This is a genomic window from Alteromonas sp. KUL49 (genome assembly GCF_006538345.1).
Lineage (GTDB): Bacteria > Pseudomonadota > Gammaproteobacteria > Enterobacterales > Alteromonadaceae > Alteromonas.
Window position 1 is genome coordinate 63,872 of the sequence record NZ_BJKL01000013.1, and the last position, 21,194, is coordinate 85,065.

Consider the following 21,194-nt stretch of genomic DNA (forward strand, 5'->3'; position numbering starts at 1 on the left):
TGAGATTGATCGAAAAAACCAGGTAGCTACATTTTAAATATTTAATGAATGAACTGTGTATGTTCAATAGTCGTATCGGAAAAGTGTCGAGGTGTGTGAGTGATTTTTTGCAGCTCAAACGAGGACTAAAAAATGTTCAATACTGCTAACGAATACCCGTTCAACGTTTACAAAGTTGAAGTGTTCACCCGTTTTTCAAAGAAAATAGATATTGCCACAGTGGCAGGAAGACTGTGTTTTAATACTGAAAACCCTATCGTTGAGTCTATTGCAGTGGATGATCTGCAAGTATTATCAACATCGCTTCATCACGTTGCTGGAAAAGCAGAGGTTTCACTAGAATTAAACCAGCCCGTCACTGAGCAAGAGCTAGAAGCCATATGTGCAGATATATGTCAGCGCGCTATGCATCGACGTATTGAAGCCATATTGCCATGGCAAGACAGACACAATCGGACGATTAGCCATTGAATATCGTTATAGCTAAGTATCAATAGATAGAATAGGCAAGCTATTGTAATTGAAAAACGCCAACGTAATATCTACAAGCAAATCTGCCCAAAAATAGACAAAACAATGAAAACGTTTACCCTACTTGTAACGCTGTTGGTATTAGTGACTCCACAACTAAAAGCTACTGAAAATTTATACAAAAATTACCCCGCCGATATTACTCCAGAGCTTAGTGATAAGGGGGAATACTCCGTTGGTGTAACCACACTTTCTATAGCTTACCCTCAGCCCACAATGACACTCACGGGACAAACCGTGGATAGAGCCTTGACTCTTGAAGTGTGGTACCCAGCCGAGGCGGAAGGTCAACTTGCCGTTTACGACAATGAAACCCGTAGTGGTATTCCTTTTAGCATTCAAGGTACTTCGTATCGAGATGCAGACGTCGCTGCTACTGATGCTAAGTTCCCCGTTATTGTGCTATCTCACGGTTACACTGGCTATCGTACAATTATGTACTACCTCGGAGAGCACCTTGCGTCACACGGTTATATTGTTGCCGGGATAGACCACACCGATTCAACCAATATGGACGTCGACCTCATAAATGCCCCTTTCACAGGGTTTCCAAGTACATTACTAAATCGTTCCAGAGACCAAGTATTGACACTTAGCAGCATTATTGAACACGATAAATTTAAGCAGGTGTCAGATCCAAACAGCGCAGGATTGATCGGTTATTCAATGGGTGGATACGGCGCAGTGAATACTGTGGGCGGCTGCTTTGCCTTCTCGGACCAGGCTGTTGGTGCATTTACTGGCATTGAAGATATACAGACGATTCAAGCCATCAAAGGTTTACTTAACACCTGTGCAGGTGGTAACGCAGACGCGTCTGCAGTAGATTCACGCTGGAAAGCTATGATGGCGCTAGCACCTTGGGGTGGTCAACATCGCGTATTTTCTGAAGAAGCGTTAAATCAAGTAAAGGTGCCCGTGCTTTATGTGGCCGGTGATCACGATGACGTATCAGGTTACGAGGGCATGCGTTGGTTGTTCGAGAGCACAGGCAACAAAGACTCGAAATTACTCACCTTTATCAATGCTAGACACAACATTGCGCCCCATCCGGCACCAAGCGCGGCGTTTGGTAACGAGCTTGATATTGGTCATTACATCGAGCCTGCATGGCGCTCACAGAGCATGAATGCCATTAATGAGCATTTTGCACTCGCACTGATGAATTGCCACGTAAAAGCGCAAGCAGACTTCTGCGACTATCTGAATGTTGAAGGTAACAGCAATCAAGCACCGGTAAATGGTGAAGTACCTGAGCAGTGGAAAGGATTCGACCATCGTTATGCACTGGGTTTAACCATGGAATCTAAACGCTAGTCATATACTCTTTTTAGATTGTTTAACCCGCTGGGCTCTTCCTTTGGAGCTCAGCTTTGAACAGCAACCAGATAACACCAAGGCCCTAAAGTCACTTCACTTTGCGTATCCAATTTGCATGGTGTTCTGGTGAGCACATTTTCGTATTGACCTTCCACCACAGTATCTTGCAAGTATACCCGTACGCATGAACCAGAGAAGTTAATCAAAACGGCGACTTTACTCGCATTATCTTGACGAACAAAGCTAATTACTTGCGCCATTTTAGAATTTGGTACGTGAATCATTCTTGCACCAAAATCACCGTTCCATAGGGCCGAAGTGCGCTTTTTGAACGCAATCAATTCTTGATACAAGGTTCCAATGGAGTGTTTTTTCCACGCTATACAATCTTTCTCAAAAAAGGCTAACCGCTTAGATTCACCTGCTTCTTGAGAATTGTAAATCAGTGGCATTCCCTCCCCCACCACTGATAACACAATCGCCGCTTCCAGACCTTCACCAAACTGTTCATGCTGAGTACCATCCCATGCATTTTTGTCATGGTTACTCACGAAGGTCATGCGATAAGCGTCGGCAGGCCACGAACGCTCATTCCACGAATAATACTTTCTCAGCCTATCGAGTGAGCACCTTCCTTGGGTAACTTCATGAACAGTCTCATTCCAAGACCACGCATAAGTCATGTTAAAACCAGCACTATGAAGGTCGCGATTTTCCCACTCGGCTAACATGAAGACTGGCTTTATCTCACACAGTGAATCACAGGCTTGCTGCCAGAAATCGTTCGGTACATAACCCGCCACATCACAACGAAATCCATCTATGTCGAAATTGTCGACCCAGTATTTCATTGCATCAATCATGTAAATTCGCAGTTCAGGGACACTGTAATCAAACTCAATAATATCTGACCAATCCCACCAAGGTGACGGTCGAAAATTACCGTGATGATCTTTGGCATACCAATCAGGATGGAGGTCTGCGAGTGCGTTATCCCATGCACTATGGTTTGGCACCCAATCTAGGATAATCTTGAGGTCCAAATCATGGGCAGCCGTTATAAGTGTTCTTAGGTCGCAGTCTGTTCCGAAATCACTATTGATACCGTAATAATCTTTAACGGAGTAAGGGCTGCCTAATGTGCCTTTGCGATGCATTTCACCGATGGGGTGAATAGGCATAAGCCACACAATGTCAGCGCCGAGAGATTTTATATGGTTTAACTTTTTGGTGACTTGCTCAAAGGTACCTTGAGGTGAGAACTGACGGGTATTGACCTGGTAAATTACAGCGTTTTTTGACCATTGAGGCTGATTAGACGAGCGCTTATTATCCATTGAAAACTCATTCATAGCAGTCTCTCGTTAAATTTTTAGAACACGGGTAGTCCTGCAACACCGAGTACTAAGACCCAAGCACCAAAGAAAATTTTCAATTTTTGCGGTGAAAATGCCAGCACTACATATTTTGCTATCATTCCTCCCATAATAGCACCTGCTCCGGCAAATAGAACAACCGGCCATATCACCGCCTCAGTAATAGTAATGTGGTAAATAATTGCGCACCAAACTGACAATGCAGACAAGATAACTGCAGTTGCAATTGCCATAGTAATATTAAAGCCACGAATGATTAAATACACAGCCACTAGCTCGCCGACGCCCACTGAGAGCCATGCAGTGATAATCCCCCCCACGAAACCAATCACAGGTAAGCAAAGCGTGTCCAATCGCGTAAATCTGTAGTGATAGCTTTTGTTTCCCATTAAGGGAATAGAGGCAAAAATCGCAACGGCGAGAAATATAGAAAAGATACCAAAACCTATATGCAGTTCAGCTACTCCGCCCTGTAGCCAAGCCAATAGCGAAAAATACTGAGGTCCAAACTGAGCGAAGAACAAACCTAACGCAGAAAATGGCAAGGTTAGCCCCAAGCCTGAGACTACCGGATGCCATTCTGGATCAGATGGGTGGTTATGCTGCTTGTATCGCCACCAAGTGATTGCTCCTGCTGTCATACCACAGCATTGAATAGCGAAACTCGTGGCAACAATGCTTGTTGCATCAAACGCCAAGTAATTAAAAAAGGGAACAAAGACTACTCCACCACCTGCGCCAGTGGCATTGGCAAAAATTGCACCGATGATACCCAATACCGTAAAGAGTCCGTAATCAGTAATCAGCGAGACAGCGTTTTGTTGAACAGCAACTGCACATAGCCACACAACGAGCAATAATGCTCTTATCGGGTGAGCCACAACCAGATTAACAAAACGACGCAAACGAACCTCCACACAATAAATTTACATTTTGAGGCACTTTGCCAGACAGCGATAAAAATACAATCTTTTAAACAATAAATTTATGAAACCTTTGTTTTCCTTAGACGTTATCGTTAGAGTAAGTGCCCCCTAACTCTTAATCAGTATTTAAAAATGAAAAGGATATTCTTGCTCTTAGCTGCAGTGGTAGTTGCGGCTCCTGCATTCTCAGCATCCGTGTGGAAGGTTTCAAAGGGTGAAAGTACGATATTTGTCGGCGGCACACTTCACCTGTTAAGTGAAGGCGACTATCCGTTACCAACACCCTATGAAATCGCTTTTGATAAGGCATCAAGTATTGTTCTAGAGACCGATCTTGACGCTGTTAACTCACCCGCTTTTTCTCAGCAATTGCTTCAGCAATTAAGCTACTCTGACGGTTCAACCATACAATCACATCTATCGGAAGACACATACAATGCGCTAGCGAGTCATTTTGCATCAAGGGGCTGGCCAATTGAGAGTGTGAGTTTGCTAAAGCCACAGCTTGTTTCTCTCACTTTGACGATTGGTGAACTTCAGCGTTTAGGACTGACACTCGAAGGCGTTGATTCTCACTATGCACAAAAAGCCAAAGGCGCGGGCAAGACACTGGCATGGTTAGAGTCGCCAGAGCAACAACTCGCATTTATTGTCGCCATGGGTGAAGACGATCCTGATGGACTAATTCAGTACACCTTGGAAGATATCAAAACTCTGCCAGAGAACCTCTCCTTGATGAAAGACTATTGGTTCAAAGGTGATTTAAAAGGAATGACCACAGACATTCTGGACGTTTTTGCGAAGGATTACCCTGAAGTTTACAAGAGCATTCTAGTAGAGAGAAACCACAACTGGCTCCCTCACTTAATCAGCTTCTTTGACTCTCCTGAGGTTGAGTTCGTGCTAGTCGGTGCACTTCATCTACCTGGCAATGGCGGTGTATTGGCATTACTTGAAGCTCAAGGCTATACCGTCGAGAAGGTAAAAGGCTAAGCCAGCACGTAGCGGTATCCTACGCCATATACAGCTTGTATATACTCATGCTCTGGAGATACCGCTTTTAGCTTCTTGCGTAAGTTCTTTATGTGAGTGTCGACAGTTCTGTCACTCACATCTCGGTAGTCGCTGTAAATTGAATTTAGGATCTGCTCACGTGTAAACGCCTGATTGGGCCGCTTTTGTAAAAGTGCAATCAACTCCAACTCAGCTTTCGTCAGCCCAATCTTTTCACCGTTGAATGACGCGGAAAATTCGTCTTTGTTGACGCTCAATCCAAGCGTTGGCTCTCCCCCGCCAAATCGCTTTAAAAAATTGGTTACTCTGAGTACCAGCTCCGGCGCGCTAAATGGCTTACTGATGTAATCATCTGCCCCCAGCTCTAACCCCTCTAGTCTCTGCGATTCCTCTGCACAGGCTGTTAACATGAATATGGGTATATTTGAGAAACTACGCAGCCCTTTACATACTTCTAACCCAGACATGCCTGGCAGCATTATGTCCAGTAGGATTAGGTCTACAGGTGTGCTATTGACGAACTCGATCACTGGCTCACCGGATTCCAAATGCGACGTTTTGAATCCAGCTTTATGCAGAAAGTTTTTTACACTATCTGCCACATCTACTTCGTCTTCTACAATCAGAATATGTTTATTATTCATGTATTCCCGCCATTTCTCGGTAGTACAACTGACAGCATAACGCCGCCTAGTTCGCTGTTGTCGATAGAGATAGTTCCATTCTGTGCTTTGATAAGGTCGTTACAAATTGACAACCCTAACCCGCTACCACCCAATTTTCGGCTGCGAGATTTATCTACGCGATACAAGGGATCAAACACTCTGCGCTGCTCGTAAATACTCAGGCCGGGAGCGCTATCCTCAACTCGAAAATACAATCGACTTTCAGACAGTTTAACTTTGAATCGCACCTTTCCGGGAGCATGGGTGTAACGGCAAGCATTGCTAAACAAATTTGCCAACACTTGCCGCACCCTAGCTGCATCGATGATGCCTTCGTCGGCATTAGTCAGTCTGATATCAACTATTGCATTTAAGCCATTCTCGGCGGCGAGGCTAGACAATTCATCGCCTCGCCGTTCAAAAAATTCTCGCAGATTGACGTGCTCAAAGTGTAGCTCTATTTCGCCTTTGTCATTTTGAGCGAGCAAAGATATGTCGTTAATCAAACTATTAAAGCTATCTATTCTCTCGTTGAGCAGCTTGTATATTCGTTTTGGATCATCCGCAATATTGTATTCAAGCTCTTGCATCTTTAACTTGAACACGGTCAAGGGTGTTCTAAGTTCATGAGAAATGTCTGCAAAAAAGCGCTTTTTCTGCGTAATTAGCTCGTTAGTTAAGGAGTTTTCTCGTTTTAGCGCTTTACCTCTCTGCCATATCAATAATAGGCATGCTGATAGCACTACACTCACTACAACAAAAATGAACACGACTTGCCGGGTTTGCTGTTGAGAGCGCAACTTTTCATTTTCATTTTCGATAGCTTGCTGAGTGAGTGCTTCTACTTCACGTTCTGCTTCATTGACTTTGTAAAGCTGCGCATATTGAGCAATAAGTGCATCTCGGTTGTCTTTCTGATGATCTCGATATCGACTGAACCATTCAGAAATAATGGCATTCGCCTGTGCGTCTTTGCCCAATTGACGTTTAATCAAAAATGCCAACGACAAAGCATCTTGAAGTTCAAAAAACCTAAAGTCATACACATGATTCTCAAACAGTGCATCTATGTACCTCTCAGCGTCACTCCATCTTTTTTGTTCCACGGCAACAAGCGCTCTGAAATAGAATGCCCCCAATGCGAGCTCAGGTTGAACGTCATCTCGCAGAAGTTCCTCCACGTTTAGCAATACAGCATATGCCTTGTCAGCATCACCTTGTTTACTCAATAGCTTTATTTCTTCATAGTTGATACTCAACAGGGAGGCAATTAAGTCGTACTCTTTAGCGACAGAAGTGGCCAGAGACAGATGCTCTGATGCAAGGCTCAATGCTTGTTGGTCGCCATACAAGATAGCGAGCCGCAGGTGCCCTTCAAGAAAACTGAGAGGTGCGCTATCCCGTGTAATTAAACTTAATCCCTGTTGATAGTTTTGCTCGGCCTGTTTTACATCACCAATCAAATACAGTAACTCACCAATATTCATAATAGTATTGGCTTCGTGTACCTTACTTCCTGACTCCGTGTAATAAGGAAGAGCCTGTTGAAAGTGGGACAGTGCGTCTTCTAAATTACCTAAGTTCTGATAGATAATACCCATGTTGTTATGGGCTGCCGCTAATCCACTAATATCCTTTGTAGCGATATAGGCTCGTTTCAATTCGTTGTAGCTATCGAGTGCCAGTACAAGCTTATTATCTAGCTGATAAAGTAATGCCTGATTGAATAGATTTATCGCTAACCCTTGCGGCGAATTTGCACGATCTGCCGCTGATAGCCCATGTTTGATCAGGCTTTCTGCACGATTAAGTTCCCCTCGCTCTAAATAGATCTTAGTCATGTACCCGACGAGTTGTGATTCGAGAGATGGGTCAGCGGTAATTTTGAGAAGTTCGAATCCGAGATCAGCGTACTCCAGTGAGGTATCTGGATCGCTTCTTCGGTGCGTTTTAATAAATTCTATGATGGTAGCCAGACGCTTTGAATTCGATAAGGAGCTGTCCAGAATCTGCGATCGCACTTCCTCACTCTCAGGAGGTATTGCCTGCTGGGCCATTAACTCATCGCAAAGAAGCGAAATACACATCAGGAGTAAAAGCCAGCGAAACATAAATAAACAACCTTATGAGCCTCACAAACTCGCATCAACGAAAGTTTGCTTAATGCTTAACAAAAAATTATGGCTCAAAGATAATCAAAAAAAACCTCGGAAACTATTAAAATTTAGCTTTTTTGATCACCTCATAATTTACTCACAATTGCCTGCGATACTGTCCCCGTGGATGTATTACTCACGTTAAATCCGCAAAAGCAACACCTCAACCCAATAACCAGTTTTCCGATTTAATTATGCTTTGTCGTCGAGAGATATGATTGTGAGAAGCTACCGTTTAAGAACAACTTTACTAATAATTATTTGCCTAATAAGTCAATCTGTTCAAGCGGGCTATATTCTATTTACGGATAGAGAAGCCTTCGAAAACGCCGTAGGGGGAGAACTAGACTTTGACGGCTTTAACGATAGTGCGCTCACAGTCATATCAATCGACACCACCTCAGGATTCAAGCGCTACAGAACAACAACTAGCCACGTGAGTGAAGGTACTCACGCGCTATCACTTCGTGAAAGAGACACGCTCACAATCACCTTTAACCACGAGGTATTTGCCATTGGATTTGACCTAAATGAGCTCAATTCAACAAGTTTGGACTACATAGACAGCGCTGGTAACGAAATACTCGAGGCATTTCAGGTCACCAGTGTTTGGAACGAAAGTACTTTCTTTGGAATTATTAGCGATACCGCTATTACATCTTTTTCCTTGGTAGGAAGTGGTGACCTAACTAACAATTCCACTTACGGCTTTGATGCGCTGTCTTACACTGCAATCACCGAAGTGTCCTCTCCGGGTATGCAGGCACTTATCATCACCATAGTGTTTGTCATTTTGCTATTTGGTTCAATCACCACCCACAGAGTCCGAACTAGAAAAAGTCCTGTGGTCAAGCTAGGTAAAATTTACAAAAACAAAATAAGTGATTGATCGCTGCTATCGCTTTTCCGTATATAATTACTAACCCTCATTTATCAACAAAACTACTTTTTCGCAAAAATGTGCACAGATTGAACTGTTTTGTGCACTGACTCTCTATCTCAACACGCTAAACTGGCAATAATTTACATCTAGAATAACGTTTTTTCTAAAGTACTTAGGGGGTCAAAAATGAAGAAAAAACATTTTAGTTCTATTCGAGAGTATCATGATTATTTTGGTATGCCCGCACCAGAACACCCCTTAATATCCGTGTCTAGTGTTGATTCTGATGCGAGTTGTGTTGATGAAGAAATAGAGCTTAGTACGGATTTTTACGCCATAAGCTTGAAACACATTATTGAGGGGGAAATTCATTACGGCAGGACACAATACGACTTTAAGGGGGGAAGTCTACTTTGCATGTCGCCTCGTCAAATTGTACGAATAGCCAAACTCAATATTAAATCAGACGCGAGGACGATTCTAATTCATGAGGATTTTCTGCGCGGCACTAGTATTCAAAAGACAATTGAATCGGCAAACTATTTCACCTATGCCGTCAATGAAGCACTTCATTTGTCCCCTAGAGAAGAAGGCCTGGTCAAAGGTTTGTTAGATGCTTTAGAGCAAGAATACTCGCAGAATCACGATGCTTTCAGCAAAGACATTATGGTATCTCAGTTGGCAACCTTGCTCTCGTATACTGACAGGTTTTATCAGCGGCAGTTTCAGCAAAGAATGGAAAGTCCAATGTCCTCGTTAGAGGATAGGTTTTTTAGTTGCTTGAAAGCACTAGCTACCGATCATATCCCCTCAGTCGAAGAGATAGCTGATAAACTTCACGTGACACCACGTTACTTAAGTGACGGCTTGAAAGTAGAAACAGGAAAAACGGCGCTGGAAAACATTCACGCCTATCAAATAGAACGAGCCAAGAATATGCTGTTAGGCTCCGATGATTCTGTAGCCACTATTGCCTACGCTCTAGGATTTGAGTATCCGCAGTATTTTGCTCGTTTGTTCAAGAAAAAAGTCGGCAAAACCCCAACACAATTTCGCAATCAAGTTCATTAAAGAAGTTATGTATACAAAATACGCGGTTTTGTGTAACGACTCGAGCTACAACATTCACTATTATGCGCACTACGAAATAGGCGGAGGTAAAATTAGGGTATGAGAATGTGGGTAAATATTGTTGTAGGTATTATTGCGATCGTGTCAGTTATCGGTCTTGTTGGATGTTCGGTGTCTCACAGTGCAAGCGATGATGCGTTACATGAGTCGAGTTATTACTATGATTACATCCAACCTTCTTTTACTGAATATGTTGTCGCCACACGCGAATGGCTAGTCTCAAACCGAAACTTTATTTCTAATAACTCCGATAAAGAACTTGCCATGAATATGCCTTCGGAGCGAGGTAATAAGAACACCAGCCGAAAGGCAGTGTTACTTGTTCATGGTCTTGGTGACTCTCCATATTCATTTTCTGACATTGGAAAATCACTCGAAGGTGAGGGCTTTTACGTACAAACGCTTTTGTTACCAGGTCACGGTAGTAAACCTGAAGATTTGATGCTGCCAAACTATACGGACTGGCAACGCATTGTTGACCACTACGCCAATTTGTTGAAGCAAGATTTCGATACTGTGTTGCTGGGTGGTTTCTCAACCGGAGCAAACCTAGTGACTATTCACGCTATCGAGCAGGGCAATATAGATGGGCTAGTACTGTTTTCACCAGGTTTTCAGTCTAAAACACCCAAACTCGAGCGTTTGGCACCGCTAGCAGCAGTGTTTATCGACGGTTACAAAGCCGAAGAGCGCAATGCCGCGCGTTATACCTCCGCTCCTCTAAATGGCGCAATCGCCTATTCAAATAGTGCGGTTAAAGTCCGCGAGTTACTCAAAGACAAGACGATTGATATTCCAACGCTTATTGCGATAAGTGAAGCCGACAGTGTAGTCGACCCCTTTGCAATTAAAGATCTTTACCTCAACAGATTCAACAATCCAAAAAATCACATGCTGTGGTATGGCGAATCTGAGTTTACACACGATTCAATAACGTCCCTGAGTATGCGTTTACCGGATAACAGAATTAGCACGGGGTCTCACATGAGTCCGCTATTCTCTCCCGACAATTCCTTTTACGGTGTTGGTGGCGAACATAAAATGTGTGCTAATTCGTTTGACAAAAACGCAGTAGAGGCCTGTGAGCGAGGTGAAGGAGTGTGGTTCTCAGCCTGGGGCTATCAGGAGGACGGAAAGATTCACGCAAGGTTAACGTGGAACCCCTACTACCGAGCGTTAGAAGATGCAATGAGTAGGTTGTAGCACGAATAAACAATTGGGTATGAACCGCAGTTAAACCAGCATTCGTTAATAAATCTGTGTTTACGTTTTTTCTCTCAAAAATGTGGTTTGTACCAGATTATCAAGCACGACTTCACTTTTACTAACGTTGAAATACAGTGGTTGCACCAACGCTCCAAACAAGGGGGAACCTCCACCGAGTAAAATAGGAAACTGAGTGATTACCATCTCGTCAATCAAATCAGCCGCTAAAAAGTGCTGAATCGTAGTGCCTCCGTCTATGTAGAGCTTAGTAAAACCCTTTTCAGCGAGATGGCTTACGATGAAGGTTGGAGTACCGTTGATTAGTGTTGCTTTGTTCTCGTAACCGTTGGGGAGCTGTGTCAACGTCTTGCTGACAACAAATACTGGTTTAGTATACGGCCACTCACCACTAAAACCCGCTACAACATCGAAGGTTTTTCGCCCCATCACTACCGCATCTACTCGGTTGATAAGACACCCGAAGCCAGTATCTACATTGTCAGGGTTAGGTATAGCATCGAGCCATTCTAAGCTACCCTGCTTATCAGCAATGTAACCATCAAGACTTACCGCGATAAAAACAATATTCGCCATTGTAACTCCACTAAGTACTGGGCAACGGTAAGCTCATGATACTAGATGTAAATATCAAAATGCTTACGCGCGTCAGGCTTACTATTTTCCCCTTCTTCATCAGACGTCTCTTGTGCTTTAGAAGAATGCTCCTTTGACTGTTTTTGATCGTTTCCTTGTCTGTCTCCCGTTCGCTCCTCTACTCGTTTGTGTAATGCTCGTTGCGCATCGTCGTCGACATGATGCACAGTTTCATGCTGTTCTTTTTCGTCCTCATTGAGCTGCTCGTCACGCTTACTTTTGTCCACTTTTTTGAGACGTTCGTCAGGCTTAATAGTCGGCCTAGTATTTCTTGGCAGCACTGAAAACAATAGATCATTGCTCATGATTTACTCCAAAATCACGCGATTAGTACATGGATCATCGGCATTCATACTAAATAGTTTTAGCTTATATACTAAAATTTAGACGCTTTGGGCGAAAAGAGTTCAATTTCGCCTTGCAAAACCACAAGCAAAACGATAATGTTTCGCTCGTTCAAAAAACAGGTATTGTCTATCTAAATGTTAAATTGCGCTGCGCTACACCACCATCATCACAAAGCATAACCTTTCAGGTTCGTGCTGGAAGGTTATTGTTTCCTTCCAACGGCGCAGATGAAAAAATTCTCGACCCTCGGAAGGCAACTTTCGGGGGTTTTTCGTTTTTAGGCGCACAATAAAGTGTTAAGGAATTATCAATGAGTAATAGCAACAGACTTAGAATTGCGATCCAAAAATCAGGTCGCTTAAGTGATGACAGCATTGCCCTTCTCAAAGCAATCGGGATAAAACTGAATATCCGCGACCGTTTGCTGATTGCTCACTCTACTAACGAAGAAATTGATCTACTTCGCGTTCGTGACGATGACATTCCAGGTCTAGTCATGGATGGTGTAGCCGACCTTGGTTTTATCGGCGAAAACGAACTTGAAGAAAAGATGCTAGAACGCAAAGCGGCAAACAAACCTTCTAGCTATGAAGTATTGCGTCGCCTCGATTACGGCGGTTGCCGCTTGTCTATCGCCGTACCTAACGAAATGGAATACGCGGGCATTCAATCTCTTGAAGGCAAGCGCGTTGCTACTACTTACCCCTACCTTCTTGAGCGTTATTTCGAAGAGAAAAACATCAACGCTAAAGCCGTCATGCTAACAGGGTCAGTAGAGGTTGCACCGCGCGCAGGTGTTGCAGAAGCCATCTGTGATTTAGTGTCAACTGGCGCAACACTTGAAGCCAATGGCCTTGTGGAAGAAGATGTTATCTTCCGTTCAAAAGCAGTCTTAATTCAACGTGCCGACGGCGGTATGAGCGCAGAAAAGCAAGCGCTTATTAATCGTCTAATGCCACGTGTTGACGGTGTAATGCTAGCAAAAGAAAGTAAGTACATCATGCTACATGCACCAAAAGCGTATCTAGAGCAAGTGAAAAGCCTATTACCAGGTGCAGAAAACCCAACGGTATTACCACTTGCCGGTAACGAAGAGAGTGTTGCAATACACGTAGTGAGCACAGAGGATTTATTCTGGGAAACTATGGAAAAGCTGAAAGCCCTAGGTTGTAGCTCAATTCTTGTTATGCCAATTGAAAAAATGATGGGTTAAGGACCGATTATGATTACTTGGTCATCACTTTCCAACGACGAAAAAAAGCAGGCGCTTGCCCGCCCTGCTATGGCTGAAAGTGCCAAACTTGCTGCGACAGTGAAAGACATAATTTCAAACGTTGAGCAGCAAGGTGACGACGCCGTATTGCGATACACGCAGCAATTTGACTGCGAAGGGCTTACCTCATTAGTGCTTTCACAAGACGCTGCAGATACACTCGCTGACAGCGTAGCTGATGATGTTGCTCAGGCAATAGACACTGCGTTCAATAACATCAAAGCATTTCACGACGCACAACAGCCCACTGACATTGCATTGACCACCACCCCTGGGGTGAATTGCGAACTGCGTTTTACCGCCCTTGATAAAGTGGGCCTATATATCCCAGGAGGCAGCGCGCCGTTGCCTTCAACTGTATTAATGCTTGGCGTACCTGCCCTTGTTGCGGGTTGTGAGCAGAAAGTATTGTGTACACCGCCCAATAGCAAAGGTTTAATCGCGCCTGAAATCGCTTATGCAGCGCGCAAATGTGGCATCGACAGCATATTCTTATGCGGCGGTGCACAAGCTATTGCAGCCATGGCGCTAGGTACAAACTCCATTCCTCAAGTAGATAAGATCTTTGGCCCAGGCAACAGCTTTGTCACTGAAGCAAAACAGCAAGTGAGTTTACGCGCTGACGGTGCTGCCATTGATATGCCGGCAGGACCTTCAGAAGTGCTTGTCCTTGCTGACGACAATGCCGACCCAGAATTTGTTGCCGCTGATCTTTTATCTCAAGCTGAACACGGTCCTGATTCACAAGCTATTTTAGTCAGTAACAGTGCCGAGGTCATCGAAGCCAGCAAAGCCGCGGTAGAGCGCCAATTAGCCTCGTTAAGTCGAGCTGATATTGCTCGCCCGGCCATGGAAAACGCGCGCTACATTCTTGCAGAATCCGTTGACGACGCAGTACTCATTAGCAATGCCTATGCACCGGAACACTTGATTGTTCAATTTGATGACGCAGAGCGCTATCTCAATCAAATTAAGTACGCAGGCTCTATATTTTTGGGCCCGTGGTCTCCAGAATCTGCTGGTGATTACGCGTCGGGTACTAACCACGTTCTGCCTACCTATGGCTATGCAAAGAACTATTCTAGTTTAGGTCTACTCGACTTTATGCGCCGTTATACGATTCAGACTTTATCTGCTGATGGTATGCGCAATCTGGGACCTGCAATTATGACGCTAGCCCGAGCAGAAGGTTTAGACGCTCACGAGCAAGCTGTGGCGGTAAGAATGGCCAAGCTCAATGCTTTGAGCAACGAGGAAGGAAAGTAATGTCCACGCTCATCGATACACTGATTAACGACAACCTAGTGCCGTTAAAACCTTACGAATCAGCGCGACGTTTGTTTTCTGGCGGTCAAGATTGGTTGAATGCCAACGAGTCGCCTTTTGCAAATGATTATGGCGTAGATAGCAGTAGCTTCAATCGCTACCCATCTTGCCAACCAAAGAGTGTAGTTAATGGCTACGCCAGTTATGCAAACGTAACAAAAGAGCAACTCATTGTTACTCGCGGAGCTGATGAAGGTATTGAACTACTCATTCGTACCTTCTGCACCCCGGGAAAAGATAATATTCTTATCTGCCCACCGACTTATGGTATGTACGCTATTAGCGCAGAAACGTGTGATATTGGCGTAAAAACGGTGCCGCTGAAAAGCGATTTCAACTTAGATGTAGAAGGTATTTGTGCCACGGATAATGTTAATTTGGTATTTATTTGTGCGCCAAATAACCCTACCGGAACACAGGTCGCTAGAGCCGACATCAAAACAGTTTTGGAACACTTTAGTGAAAGTGCGCTCGTTGTTGTCGACGAGGCCTATATTGAGTTTGATGCCGACAACACGTGGGCCACTGAAATAAACAACTACCCCAACCTTGTGGTACTGCGTACTCTGTCTAAGGCATTTGCGTTAGCCGGCCTACGCTGTGGTTTTACGTTGGCGCAAGCGCCGGTAATTCAGGCGCTATTAAAAGTTATTGCACCTTACCCTATTCCAGAACCGGTAGCACAAATTGCTGCCCAAGCACTGAGTAGCGATGCACTCGAGCGATTACAACAGCAAGTGAGTGAGCTTAATCAAGAAAAAGCTGCACTTGCCGCTGCGCTAGCGGCTGTAGACGGTATAACGTTGGTCGGCGATACCAAAGCCAACTTCATATTGTTCCGCTTTGCTAAAGCTTCAGCGCTGATGGCGTATTTGGTTTCGCAAGGTATGCTAATTCGCGACCAATCAAAACAGTTAAATTTGTCGAACTGTCTACGGGTCAGTATTGGTACCAAAGCGCAAAACCAACGTTTAATGAATTTGATTAACGCATTTTTACAAGAGGACGCGGCATGAGTCAGCAAGCTATTTTATTTATTGACCGTGACGGCACGCTCGTTGAAGAACCACCCATAGACAAGCAGCTCGATAGTCTAGAAAAACTCGCTTTTGAGCCAAATGTCATTCCTGTACTGCTCAAACTAAAAGCCGCTGGCTTTAAGTTGGTGATGGTAAGTAACCAAGATGGCTTAGGTACCGACAGTTTCCCGCAAGCGGACTTCGACGCACCTCATAATGCTATGATGGCGGTATTCGAAAGCCAAGGCGTTACCTTTGATGACGTACTGATTTGCCCGCACTTCGACGAAGACAATTGTACCTGCCGTAAGCCTAAACTTGGTTTGGTACAAGAATATCTTCAACAGGGTAAAGTCGACTTCACCCGTTCTTATGTTATCGGCGATCGCATTACTGACATGCAACTTGCCGAAAATATGGGTATTCGAGGCCTGCAGTATAACCCTAAAAGCCTGAACTGGAATGATATTGAGAAATCACTGCTGGCATCGTCTCGTATTGCAGAAGTGGTTCGTACCACCTCAGAAACCGACATTAAAGTGGTTGTAGACTTGGATTCAACGAAAAAGTCGACGATTCAAACGGGCTTAGGCTTTTTTGACCACATGCTTGACCAAATAGCCACTCACGGTGGTATTCAATTAGACGTTACTGTTGACGGTGACTTGCACATCGACGACCACCACAGCGTTGAAGATACTGCATTAGCCATCGGCGAAGCACTGAAGAAAGCCTTAGGTAACAAACGCGGTATCGGTCGATTTGGTTTTGCACTGCCAATGGATGAGTGCCGTGCTGAATGCATTATGGACATTTCTAATCGCCCTCACCTCAAATTTGACGCTGAGTTCACCCGTGACCAAGTGGGTGAAATGGCCACTGAAATGGTGCCGCACTTTTTCTACTCATTGGCACAGAGCATGGGTTTGTCGCTGCACCTATCAACCACAGAAGGTAACGCTCACCACCAAGTAGAAAGCTTGTTTAAAGTGTTTGGTCGCGCGCTGCGTCAAGCCGTAACACGTCAGGGCGATGCACTACCGAGCAGCAAAGGAGCGCTGTAATGCAAAAACAGAAAATCGTTATTGTAAATACCGGTTGCGCCAACATTTCTTCAGTACGATTCGCACTGGAACGTTTGGGCGTGGCAGTAGAAGTTTCTGACAATAAGTCGGTGATCACTTCCGCTGACAAAGTCTTCCTTCCAGGCGTAGGTACAGCCGCTGCGGCGATGTCCAGTATTGCACAAAAAGACCTAGTAAGTACGTTGCAGTCATTAACCCAACCTGTACTTGGTGTGTGTTTGGGTATGCAATTGATGGTTGAGACTTCAGCTGAACGCGCACAAACCCAAAGTGATATTGAATGTTTGTCGTTGATGCCAGGCCACGTAGCCAGAATGACTGCCGAAGGTCAGCGGTTACCGCATATGGGATGGAATACCATTACCCACAGCGACGAGACCTTATTTAAAGGCATTGACCAAGGCACCTATTTCTACTTTGTACACAGCTTTGCAGTCACCGAGTACGAACACACCTTGGCCCGCTGTGATTACGGCGGTGTTTTCTCGGCAGCGATAAATAAAGACAACTTCTTTGGCGTACAATTTCACCCTGAACGCTCGGGCGAAGCTGGTGCGCAGTTATTGACTAACTTTGTGAACCTCTAATGATTATTCCAGCAATAGACCTAATCGAAGGAAAAGTCGTCCGTTTGTATCAGGGCGACTACGAACAAAAACCCAGTATGAACTTGACCCTGTTGAGGTTGTTCATGACTATGCTGACCAAGGCGCAAACTGGTTACACATTGTTGACCTAACCGGCGCAAAAGACACCAGCAAACGCCAACTCGCACTTATCAAGCGTATGGTAGAAACCAAACGCATGCAGTTTCAAGCTGGTGGCGGTATTCGCAGTGAAGACGAAGTAGCACAACTTTTAGACACAGGTGTTAGTCGTGTTGTGATTGGTTCACTCGCAGTAAAGCAGCCTGAATTGGTAAAATCTTGGGTAGAAAAGTATGGCCCAGAGCACATCGTGTTGGCGCTAGATATCAACATTAGCGAGACTGGCGAAAAGCTTATTGCCACTCACGGTTGGCAAGAAAACTCAGGCGTTGCGCTAGAAGGGCTTTTGGATGATTTTGCAAGCGTTGGTGCTAAACACGTACTGTGTACTGATATAAGCCGTGATGGCACGCTTCAGGGTGCGAATGTAGAGCTATACCAAGAAATGGCAGCACGCTTCCCCAATGTGAGCTGGCAGGCGTCGGGTGGCATTGGTAGCCTGAATGATATCAGCGCGCTTAAGCCTACTAATGTGGGTGGTGTTATTCTGGGCCGTGCATTGCTCGAAGGTAAATTTACCGTGAAGGAGGCAATATCATGCTGGCAAAACGCATAATACCTTGTCTTGATGTTCGCGATGGTAAAGTGGTTAAAGGTGTGCAATTTCGCAACCACGAAATCATTGGCGATATTGTTCCACTTGCAGAGCAGTACGCTAAAGCAGGTGCTGATGAATTGGTTTTTTATGATATTACCGCAAGCTCAGACCAACGAGTGGTTGATAAAAGCTGGGTAAGTCGTATCGCACAAGTGATAGATATTCCGTTTTGCGTAGCTGGCGGGATTAAATCTGTTGAAGATGCGGGTCGTATTCTGGAAATGGGAGCCGACAAGATATCCATTAACTCGCCTGCATTGACCAACCCAGATTTAATCAACGAACTGCACGATGTTTACGGACAGCAATGTGTGGTTATTGGAATTGACAGTTTTTACAACAACGACACCAACCAATACGAAGTTTACAAATTCACTGGCGACGAAAGTCGCACACAGCAAACCGCTTGGCAAACATTGGATTGGGTAAAAGAAGTTCAATCACGTGGCGCTGGCGAAATAGTGCTGAATTGTATGAACCAAGACGGCGTGCGCAAGGGCTATGACGTAACACAGCTCAAAGCAGTGCGAGATGTGTGTAATATCCCACTTATCGCTTCCGGTGGTGCTGGAGAAATAGAACACTTTACCCAAGTGTTTCAGCAAGCTGATGTGGATGGCGCGCTCGCGGCATCGGTATTCCACAAAGGGATCATCGATATCGACGAGTTAAAAGCCGTGCTAGTCAGCAATGACGTACCAATGCGTAAACGTCCAAATTTCAATGTAGTAGGAGCATAACCATGCTAGTCACGCTAGAAAACAGTCAAGAATTAGCCTGGGAAAAAATGGACAATATGCTACCCGCCATCGTTCAAGACGCCCTGTCAGGTAAAGTGTTAATGCAAGGCTATATGAATCCAGAAGCCTTGAAGACCACATTAGAGCAAGAAAAAGTCACCTTTTTTAGCCGCTCTAAGTTGCGCTTGTGGCAAAAAGGCGAAACCTCAGGTAATACACTTGATTTAGTCAGTGTGGCCGCCGACTGTGACAAAGATTCACTGTTGGTATTGGCTAACCCAAATGGCCCTACTTGTCACACAGGCGTTGAAAGCTGTTGGTTTTCAGGCAACACGCCGAGCTTCACGTTCTTGGCAGATTTAGAACGTGTACTTGCGGCTCGTAAAGGTGCAGATCCAGAGAGTAGCTACACAGCGCGTTTGTACAATAAAGGGATTAAACGTATTGCGCAAAAGGTCGGGGAAGAAGGCGTAGAAACAGCGCTTGCCGCAACGGTGCATGACAAAGAAGAGCTCAAAAATGAAGCGGCTGACTTGTTGTATCACCTAACGGTATTGCTTCAAGCGAGCGATATGTCTCTCGACGATGCACTGAGCGTGCTGCGAGAGCGACACAAGTAATTAATGGTTTGCTTGTGCAAGTTGTGCGGCTGCTTTTTGTAGTCGCTCAACAATATTCTTTGGCGTAGCCCTATTAGCCGCCAAATACCCTACCACTTCCAACTCTGGAATCACTGCATTTGCCTTAAACCTATCGATAGGTAAGTTGAGTTTCTCCGCAGTTTCTTTAATTAATGCAGGGTCTTCGATAATAAAGTCTACAACACCTTTATCTAGATATTCCCAGGAGCAGGCTATATCTGTACAAACAACTAACTCATTACCTTCGGTGAGCCCCTGAGATTCCAGCCAGGCCATGCCTACATCTCCTCGCTGCACGGCAAAGCGAAAATTGGTTAGCTGAGACCAATCGGTGATAGCGGGTAATCTGTCGTTGTTTTGAGACACCAAAGCAAGCTTAAACTTAGCTACTGGCGCAATCCAAAAAAAGCGTGACTCTCTTTCAGGTGTGCGCGCTATGGAATAAATTAACGCCGATGGTGTGGTTTGGGCTAGATGAAGACTTCGAGCCCAAGGAAACAGATAGAAGTCGGGAGTCACCTGAGCTAATTCAAAGATAGTTTCCACCCGCTGAGTAGACAATCCCACAACTCTGTTGTCTTCGTCAGTATACTGATACGGTGGCGAGAACTCTGTAAATACAGGCAATGTCTGAGAACAAGCCACATCGGCTAAAGCAAACCATAGTATGGCTACAAAAGTTGTCCGTATCACTAACTTGTCCCTAAAACGTTTGAGTCTGGTGAGTATTTAACCACCGAAACATATTGATACAAAGTGATTTGAATCAATTTATGCTTCACTAGTCTAAACTTTAAACTAATGGCTAAGTTATTGACCTTCAACAACTACCAATAATATATAAACTTGCGAGGCAAATGGATAGATCATGAATAAATCGGTAAAAACCTTCATTCGAGAAAATATCTCTTTCGTTGTATTAATTCTTGCACTGTTTTCAGTGAGAAGCAGTTTAGCCGATTGGTATGACGTGCCATCGGGTTCCATGGAACCAGGGATAATGGTGGGCGACCGAATCATGGTCAATAAAGTCGCCTACACCTTTGAATTTCCTTTCACAGACGCAGTAATTGCTAATACTGGTGATATTGAGAAAGGTGATATCGTTATTATTGATAGCACCGCTGCTGATATGCGCCTTGTGAAACGAGTTATTGCCACGGCTGGAGATTCAATTGCATTGCGAAACAATCGACTTTACATTAACGGTGATCGCGCAGATTGGACAACTTCCGAAAAGGGAGAAGACTTAGTCGTTGAGAAGATAGCGGGCCACCAACGCACGATTAAAATGATGCCAATTGAACCCCAGTTCCCTTCATTTGAGCAAACTACAGTTCCTGAGGGGCATATATTGGTGATGGGGGACAACCGAAACAACAGTGTAGATTCACGTTACTACGGCTTTATACCAACTTCTGAAGTACAAGGGCGAGCATTTGGCGTCGCCTTTTCACTAGATAAAGAGGATAGCTACTTGCCTCGTAGCGACCGTTTTTTTAGCGCGCTGAATTAACAGCGCGTCAATAGGGCTC

General features: G+C 44.6%; 21 protein-coding genes, 1 pseudogene and 1 other annotated feature. Of the genes and pseudogenes, 15 read left to right on the forward strand and 7 right to left on the reverse strand.

Annotated elements, in window-relative coordinates:
- The first annotated feature begins 132 nt into the window (after positions 1-132).
- Both EYS00_RS18460 and EYS00_RS18465 read left to right on the forward strand, forming a co-directional pair.
- Positions 133-471, forward strand: a complete 339-nt coding sequence (locus EYS00_RS18460; protein ID WP_130639312.1) for a hypothetical protein — start codon at positions 133-135, stop codon at positions 469-471.
- A gap of 105 nt (positions 472-576) precedes the next feature.
- Positions 577-1,848, forward strand: a complete 1,272-nt coding sequence (locus tag EYS00_RS18465; protein ID WP_130639313.1) for an acetylhydrolase — start codon at positions 577-579, stop codon at positions 1,846-1,848.
- A 50-nt stretch (positions 1,849-1,898) separates the two neighbouring features.
- Here the strand turns inward: EYS00_RS18465 and EYS00_RS18470 are convergent, their stop codons facing one another.
- Complete coding sequence (locus EYS00_RS18470; protein WP_242618831.1) at positions 1,899-3,188, reverse strand: alpha-amylase family glycosyl hydrolase; 1,290 nt, start codon at positions 3,186-3,188, stop codon at positions 1,899-1,901.
- 35 nt (positions 3,189-3,223) lie between these two features.
- Complete coding sequence (locus EYS00_RS18475; protein ID WP_130639317.1) at positions 3,224-4,132, reverse strand: sulfite exporter TauE/SafE family protein; 909 nt, start codon at positions 4,130-4,132, stop codon at positions 3,224-3,226.
- Between the two features lie 153 nt (positions 4,133-4,285).
- On the opposite strand from EYS00_RS18475, the gene EYS00_RS18480 reads away from it, so the two are divergent.
- The gene (locus EYS00_RS18480; protein ID WP_130639319.1) at positions 4,286-5,146 is read left to right on the forward strand and encodes a TraB/GumN family protein; all 861 of its coding nucleotides are present in this window, start codon (positions 4,286-4,288) and stop codon (positions 5,144-5,146) included.
- Here EYS00_RS18480 and EYS00_RS18485 read toward each other — a convergent pair.
- Both EYS00_RS18485 and EYS00_RS18490 read right to left on the reverse strand, forming a co-directional pair.
- Positions 5,143-5,811, reverse strand: coding sequence for a response regulator (locus EYS00_RS18485; RefSeq protein WP_130639321.1), 669 nt, complete (start codon positions 5,809-5,811; stop codon positions 5,143-5,145). The genes EYS00_RS18480 and EYS00_RS18485 overlap by 4 nt on opposite strands.
- Positions 5,808-7,943 carry an ATP-binding protein gene (locus tag EYS00_RS18490; protein ID WP_130639323.1) on the reverse strand — a complete coding sequence of 712 codons (2,136 nt, stop codon included), beginning with the start codon at positions 7,941-7,943 and terminating at the stop codon, positions 5,808-5,810. The genes EYS00_RS18485 and EYS00_RS18490 overlap by 4 nt, the downstream gene beginning before the upstream one ends.
- A 259-nt stretch (positions 7,944-8,202) precedes the next feature.
- Between EYS00_RS18490 and EYS00_RS18495 the strand changes: the two genes are divergently transcribed.
- From EYS00_RS18495 to EYS00_RS18505, 3 genes are all read left to right on the forward strand, one after another.
- Positions 8,203-8,877 carry a hypothetical protein gene (locus EYS00_RS18495; RefSeq protein WP_130639325.1) on the forward strand — a complete coding sequence of 225 codons (675 nt, stop codon included), beginning with the start codon at positions 8,203-8,205 and terminating at the stop codon, positions 8,875-8,877.
- Positions 8,878-9,057: 180 nt separating this feature from the next.
- Entirely contained in the window at positions 9,058-9,942 is an 885-nt protein-coding gene (locus EYS00_RS18500; RefSeq protein ID WP_130639327.1) for an AraC family transcriptional regulator, read from the forward strand.
- Positions 9,943-10,047: 105 nt separating this feature from the next.
- Positions 10,048-11,205, forward strand: a complete 1,158-nt coding sequence (locus tag EYS00_RS18505; protein WP_207301731.1) for a carboxylesterase — start codon at positions 10,048-10,050, stop codon at positions 11,203-11,205.
- A 60-nt stretch (positions 11,206-11,265) separates the two neighbouring features.
- Here the strand turns inward: EYS00_RS18505 and EYS00_RS18510 are convergent, their stop codons facing one another.
- Both EYS00_RS18510 and EYS00_RS18515 read right to left on the reverse strand, forming a co-directional pair.
- The gene (locus tag EYS00_RS18510; protein ID WP_130639331.1) at positions 11,266-11,802 is read right to left on the reverse strand and encodes a dihydrofolate reductase family protein; all 537 of its coding nucleotides are present in this window, start codon (positions 11,800-11,802) and stop codon (positions 11,266-11,268) included.
- A gap of 41 nt (positions 11,803-11,843) precedes the next feature.
- Positions 11,844-12,167: a hypothetical protein gene (locus tag EYS00_RS18515; protein ID WP_130639333.1), complete on the reverse strand. Its 324-nt coding sequence runs from the start codon at positions 12,165-12,167 to the stop codon at positions 11,844-11,846.
- Between the two features lie 197 nt (positions 12,168-12,364).
- Positions 12,365-12,482: a sequence feature (His leader region), on the forward strand.
- 38 nt (positions 12,483-12,520) lie between these two features.
- On the opposite strand from EYS00_RS18515, the gene hisG reads away from it, so the two are divergent.
- The 8 genes and pseudogenes from hisG to hisIE all read left to right on the forward strand — a co-directional run bounded on the left by hisG (position 12,521) and on the right by hisIE (position 19,638).
- Positions 12,521-13,423 carry an ATP phosphoribosyltransferase gene (gene hisG / locus EYS00_RS18520; protein ID WP_130639335.1) on the forward strand — a complete coding sequence of 301 codons (903 nt, stop codon included), beginning with the start codon at positions 12,521-12,523 and terminating at the stop codon, positions 13,421-13,423.
- Positions 13,424-13,432: 9 nt separating this feature from the next.
- Positions 13,433-14,749: a histidinol dehydrogenase gene (gene hisD, locus EYS00_RS18525; RefSeq protein WP_130639337.1), complete on the forward strand. Its 1,317-nt coding sequence runs from the start codon at positions 13,433-13,435 to the stop codon at positions 14,747-14,749.
- Positions 14,749-15,825, forward strand: a complete 1,077-nt coding sequence (gene hisC / locus EYS00_RS18530) for a histidinol-phosphate transaminase (protein ID WP_130639339.1) — start codon at positions 14,749-14,751, stop codon at positions 15,823-15,825. The genes hisD and hisC overlap by 1 nt, the downstream gene beginning before the upstream one ends.
- A complete protein-coding gene (gene hisB / locus EYS00_RS18535) occupies positions 15,822-16,892 on the forward strand; it encodes a bifunctional histidinol-phosphatase/imidazoleglycerol-phosphate dehydratase HisB (RefSeq protein ID WP_130639341.1) in 1,071 nt (356 codons plus the stop codon). Before hisC ends, hisB begins: the two co-directional genes overlap by 4 nt.
- Positions 16,892-17,500, forward strand: a complete 609-nt coding sequence (gene hisH, locus EYS00_RS18540) for an imidazole glycerol phosphate synthase subunit HisH (protein ID WP_130639343.1) — start codon at positions 16,892-16,894, stop codon at positions 17,498-17,500. The genes hisB and hisH overlap by 1 nt, the downstream gene beginning before the upstream one ends.
- A gap of 59 nt (positions 17,501-17,559) precedes the next feature.
- Positions 17,560-18,236 (forward strand): annotated as a pseudogene (locus tag EYS00_RS18545) (1-(5-phosphoribosyl)-5-[(5-phosphoribosylamino)methylideneamino] imidazole-4-carboxamide isomerase); the annotation flags it as partial.
- A complete protein-coding gene (hisF, locus tag EYS00_RS18550) occupies positions 18,218-19,018 on the forward strand; it encodes an imidazole glycerol phosphate synthase subunit HisF (protein WP_130639345.1) in 801 nt (266 codons plus the stop codon). The pseudogene EYS00_RS18545 and the gene hisF, both read left to right, overlap by 19 nt.
- Positions 19,019-19,020: 2 nt before the next feature.
- A complete protein-coding gene (gene hisIE / locus EYS00_RS18555; RefSeq protein WP_130639347.1) occupies positions 19,021-19,638 on the forward strand; it encodes a bifunctional phosphoribosyl-AMP cyclohydrolase/phosphoribosyl-ATP diphosphatase HisIE in 618 nt (205 codons plus the stop codon).
- Here the strand turns inward: hisIE and EYS00_RS18560 are convergent, their stop codons facing one another.
- A complete protein-coding gene (locus EYS00_RS18560; RefSeq protein WP_165399428.1) occupies positions 19,639-20,352 on the reverse strand; it encodes an ABC transporter substrate-binding protein in 714 nt (237 codons plus the stop codon). It lies immediately after the preceding gene.
- 175 nt (positions 20,353-20,527) lie between these two features.
- On the opposite strand from EYS00_RS18560, the gene lepB reads away from it, so the two are divergent.
- Positions 20,528-21,175, forward strand: coding sequence for a signal peptidase I (gene lepB, locus EYS00_RS18565; protein WP_130639351.1), 648 nt, complete (start codon positions 20,528-20,530; stop codon positions 21,173-21,175).
- Positions 21,176-21,194: the final 19 nt, after the last annotated feature.

Excerpts from the sequence above, each read along its gene's own strand:
- EYS00_RS18485 (WP_130639321.1), bottom strand. The coding sequence starts at position 5,811 with ATGAATAATAAACATATTCTGATTGTAGAAGACGAAGTAGATGTGGCA.
- EYS00_RS18490 (WP_130639323.1), bottom strand. The coding sequence starts at position 7,943 with ATGTTTCGCTGGCTTTTACTCCTGATGTGTATTTCGCTTCTTTGCGAT.
- EYS00_RS18480 (WP_130639319.1), top strand. The coding sequence starts at position 4,286 with ATGAAAAGGATATTCTTGCTCTTAGCTGCAGTGGTAGTTGCGGCTCCT.
- hisD (WP_130639337.1), top strand. The coding sequence starts at position 13,433 with ATGATTACTTGGTCATCACTTTCCAACGACGAAAAAAAGCAGGCGCTT.
- EYS00_RS18460 (WP_130639312.1), top strand. The coding sequence starts at position 133 with ATGTTCAATACTGCTAACGAATACCCGTTCAACGTTTACAAAGTTGAA.
- EYS00_RS18510 (WP_130639331.1), bottom strand. The coding sequence starts at position 11,802 with ATGGCGAATATTGTTTTTATCGCGGTAAGTCTTGATGGTTACATTGCT.
- hisB (WP_130639341.1), top strand. The coding sequence starts at position 15,822 with ATGAGTCAGCAAGCTATTTTATTTATTGACCGTGACGGCACGCTCGTT.
- hisF (WP_130639345.1), top strand. The coding sequence starts at position 18,218 with ATGCTGGCAAAACGCATAATACCTTGTCTTGATGTTCGCGATGGTAAA.
- EYS00_RS18515 (WP_130639333.1), bottom strand. The coding sequence starts at position 12,167 with ATGAGCAATGATCTATTGTTTTCAGTGCTGCCAAGAAATACTAGGCCG.
- hisG (WP_130639335.1), top strand. The coding sequence starts at position 12,521 with ATGAGTAATAGCAACAGACTTAGAATTGCGATCCAAAAATCAGGTCGC.
- EYS00_RS18465 (WP_130639313.1), top strand. The coding sequence starts at position 577 with ATGAAAACGTTTACCCTACTTGTAACGCTGTTGGTATTAGTGACTCCA.
- hisH (WP_130639343.1), top strand. The coding sequence starts at position 16,892 with ATGCAAAAACAGAAAATCGTTATTGTAAATACCGGTTGCGCCAACATT.
- hisIE (WP_130639347.1), top strand. The coding sequence starts at position 19,021 with ATGCTAGTCACGCTAGAAAACAGTCAAGAATTAGCCTGGGAAAAAATG.
- lepB (WP_130639351.1), top strand. The coding sequence starts at position 20,528 with ATGAATAAATCGGTAAAAACCTTCATTCGAGAAAATATCTCTTTCGTT.
- EYS00_RS18505 (WP_207301731.1), top strand. The coding sequence starts at position 10,048 with ATGTGGGTAAATATTGTTGTAGGTATTATTGCGATCGTGTCAGTTATC.
- hisC (WP_130639339.1), top strand. The coding sequence starts at position 14,749 with ATGTCCACGCTCATCGATACACTGATTAACGACAACCTAGTGCCGTTA.
- EYS00_RS18500 (WP_130639327.1), top strand. The coding sequence starts at position 9,058 with ATGAAGAAAAAACATTTTAGTTCTATTCGAGAGTATCATGATTATTTT.
- EYS00_RS18470 (WP_242618831.1), bottom strand. The coding sequence starts at position 3,188 with ATGGATAATAAGCGCTCGTCTAATCAGCCTCAATGGTCAAAAAACGCT.
- EYS00_RS18495 (WP_130639325.1), top strand. The coding sequence starts at position 8,203 with ATGATTGTGAGAAGCTACCGTTTAAGAACAACTTTACTAATAATTATT.